At 69.3% G+C, this 3,139-nt stretch carries 5 protein-coding genes; all 5 read right to left on the bottom strand.

What is annotated here, in order from left to right; all coding sequences use genetic code 11:
- Positions 1-515, bottom strand: a 515-nt coding sequence (locus tag E4L98_RS24655; RefSeq protein WP_229257553.1) for a haloacid dehalogenase-like hydrolase, incomplete at its 3' end; no start/stop codon positions are given.
- Positions 512-1,639, bottom strand: coding sequence for a dTDP-4-amino-4,6-dideoxygalactose transaminase (gene rffA / locus E4L98_RS24650; RefSeq protein ID WP_135204181.1), 1,128 nt, complete (start codon positions 1,637-1,639; stop codon positions 512-514). The genes rffA and E4L98_RS24655, both read right to left, overlap by 4 nt.
- Positions 1,640-1,649: 10 nt before the next feature.
- Positions 1,650-2,012: a DMT family transporter gene (locus tag E4L98_RS24645; RefSeq protein ID WP_135204180.1), complete on the bottom strand. Its 363-nt coding sequence runs from the start codon at positions 2,010-2,012 to the stop codon at positions 1,650-1,652.
- Positions 2,009-2,743 (bottom strand): GNAT family N-acetyltransferase, encoded by a 735-nt coding sequence (locus E4L98_RS24640; protein WP_135204179.1) that lies wholly within the window; start codon positions 2,741-2,743, stop codon positions 2,009-2,011. Before E4L98_RS24640 ends, E4L98_RS24645 begins: the two co-directional genes overlap by 4 nt.
- 125 nt (positions 2,744-2,868) lie before the next feature.
- Positions 2,869-3,139: GNAT family N-acetyltransferase (locus tag E4L98_RS24635; RefSeq protein WP_167761440.1), on the bottom strand; the 271-nt coding region annotated here is incomplete at its 5' end.

Raw genomic sequence — 3,139 nt, 5'->3', positions numbered from 1 at the left:
GCGTCGACCACATACGCCTGGCGCGCCGCCGCCCACACCGGCAGGTCGTCGTGCGCATTGCCGGCGTAATCGTAGCCGCGCGCGCCGTAGCGCTGCAGCAGCCGGTCGCGCTTGCGTTCGGCGGACAGATTGACCCCGCCCTCGGTGGCCAGCACCTCGTCGAACAGCTGCAGGTGGGCGGCGATGCGCTCGGCGTACAGGCGGTGGCTGGCGGTGGCCAGCACCACGCGCCGGCCGGCCGCGCGCGCCTGCGCGATCAGGTCCAGCACGCGCTGGTCGTAAGGCAGGGTGGTGACGTCGATCTCGGCCGCCTGCGCCAGCCGCTGTTTCAGGCTGGCCTTGCCGCCGGCCAGCCACAGCACCGGCGCCAGCGCGCGCAGCGGCTGGGCACGGGCCAGCGACAGCGCCGATTCCACCAGCAGGTCGGAGCGCAGCAGGGTGCCGTCCAGATCGACCACCAGCGGCACATCGCGCTCCGCGCCGGCGGCCGCCGCGGTCCCCGCCGGTGCCGTCACAGCGCCTCGCGCAACGCGCGGATCACGCGGTCCTGCTCCGCCTCCAGGCCCACCCACAGCGGCAGGCGCAGCAGGCGATCGGACAGCGCGTTGGTGACCTCCATGTCGCCATGATGGCGGCTCATGCGCAGGCCGTACGGCGCGCTGTGCAGCGGCACGTAGTGGAACACGCAGTTGACGCCCTGGCGCTTCATGTCGGCGATGACCTGGGTGCGTTGCTCCAGCGAATCGAGCAGGATGTAATACATGTGGGCGTTGTGCGCGCAGCCGTCCGGCACCTGCGGACGGCGCAGCCGGCCCGCGGCCTCCAGCGGCGCCAGCGCCGCATGGTAGGCGTCCCACAGCGCCAAGCGGCGCGCGGTGATGCTGTCGGCCTCTTCCATCTGCGCCCACAGGAAGGCGGCGATCACTTCGCCCGGCAGGTAGGACGAGCCGATGTCGACCCAGGTGTATTTGTCGACCTGGCCGCGGAAGAACTGGCTGCGGTTGGTGCCCTTCTCGCGGATGATCTCGGCGCGCTCGGCCAGCTCGGGGTCGTTGACCAGCAGCGCCCCCCCTTCGCCGGCGATGATGTTCTTGGTTTCGTGGAAGGAGTAGGCGCCCAGGTGGCCGATGGTGCCCAGCGGCCGCCCCTTGTAGCTCGACATGATGCCCTGCGCCGCGTCCTCGATCACGATCAGGCCGTGGCGGCCGGCGATCGCCATGATGGTGTCCATCTCGCAGGCCACGCCGGCGTAGTGCACCGGCAGGATCACGCGGGTGCGGTCGGTGATGGCCGCCTCGATCTTGGTCTCGTCGATGTTCAGCGTGTCGGGGCGGATGTCGACGAACACCGGCACCGCGCCGCGCATCACGAAGGCGTTGGCGGTGGAGACGAAAGTGTAGGACGGCATGATCACCTCGTCGCCGGGCTGCACCTCGGCCAGCAGCGCCGCCATCTCCAGCGCGGCGGTGCAGGAGTGGGTCAGCAGCGCGCGGCGGGCGCCGGTGCGCTGTTCCAGCCAGGCGTGCGATTTCTTGGTGAACTGGCCGTCGCCGGACAGGTGGCCGTTGGTGTGCGCCTGGGCGATGTACCACAGCTCGCGGCCGGTCATGAACGGTTTGTTGAAGGGAATGGGATTCATGCGGTTTCCTTTAGCCTTGAGCGGCAATCACGGTGCCGATGCAGATCAGCGCCACGCCGGCCATGCGCGCGACGGACAGGGGTTCGTTAAACAGCCAGGCGCTGAGCAGCAGCACGATGACGAAATTCAGCGCCATGAACGGGTAGGCATGGCTGAGTTCAAACTTGCTCATGGCGCCCATCCACGACACCGAGGCCAGGAAGGCGGCCGCGAAGGCGGCGATGATCCACGGGTTCAGCAGCAACTTGAGCAGGAACAGCAGCTTGTCGCCGCCGGCCGCCGGCAGCGCGCCGGCCTTGACCACCTGCATTTTGATGGCGATCTGGCCGAACACGGTCAGCGCGATGGTCAGCACGATGTACAGGTAATTCATGCGGCGTCCCCATACCATTGATGGAAGGTGTAATAACTGCCGGATGGCTCGAAGCCGAGCCGGCACCAGACTTTCTGCACCGCCAGGTTGAGCACCTGGGTCGACACGGTCATGGCGCCGTAGCCGCGCGCCAGGCCCCAGTGCTGCGCCTCCTGCATCAGCACGTTGTACAGGCCGCGCCCCTGGTGCTGCGGATGCACGCCGAACAGCACGCCCTCGAACAACGGCGCGCCGCGGTCCTTGAGCGTGGCGAACGCGGCCAGCTGGCCGTCGCGCTCGATCAGCAGCACGGCGTCGGCCACCGCCGGGTTGCGGCAGGAATTGGCGGCCCAGTCCGAATACACCAGGTCGGCCGTGGCGCGCGCCAGGCGCGGGTCGGCGTGGTAATGGCCGGCGTAGCCGGTGAAGGTCAGGCCGGCCAGCGCCTCGACGGCGGCGGCGTCGTCGGCCGTCGCCAGGCGCAGGCGGTAGCCGTCGGCCAGGCCGGCGTCGGCCTGGCGCAGCGTCTTGCGGGTGTAGTACAGCAGGGTGTCGGTGAGGAAGGCGCCCTGCCGCTCCAGTTGCTGCACCAGCGCGATCGCGCTGGTGGGCACGCGCGCGATCAGCAGCTGCACGCCCTGCGCCCGGCACCAGTCGCCGACGGCGGCGGCGCTGTCGCCGGCGTCCAGCGCGGCCTTGGCGGTCGTCACGCCGAAGCGCTGCCGGTCCAGGGGGGATAAATCGATTTGCATGAAGCTTCCTTTTATGCCGCTAGCCGCGCAGCATCGGGGTTCTTTAAATGACAAGATTGTAGTCGAAACCCGGCCGCGGCTGACGGTTGTTGCGTTACCAGACGTTACAGAAGTAAAGCGGCGCTTTACACCACCACGCGCTGGTAGATTTCCAGCGGCGCGCGGAACGTGAAGCCCTGGGTGGCGTACAGGTTCAGCGCCGCCGCGTTGGCGGCGGGGACCGGCGCGGTCACCGTGTCGTGGCCGGCCGCCAGCAGCTCGGCGATCACCTGGCGCCACCAGTATTTGGCCAGGCCGCGGCCGCGGTAGGCCGGCGCCAGCGCCGCCAGCGCCAGGGCGTTGCCGTCGGCGCCGATGAAGCCGGCCAGCTGGCCCTCGGCGTACAAGCCGTACACC

This window comes from Duganella callida (genome assembly GCF_004614165.1).
Taxonomy (GTDB): Bacteria; Pseudomonadota; Gammaproteobacteria; order Burkholderiales; family Burkholderiaceae_D; genus Rugamonas; species Rugamonas callida.
This window is presented reverse-complemented; position numbering and strand designations above follow the sequence as displayed.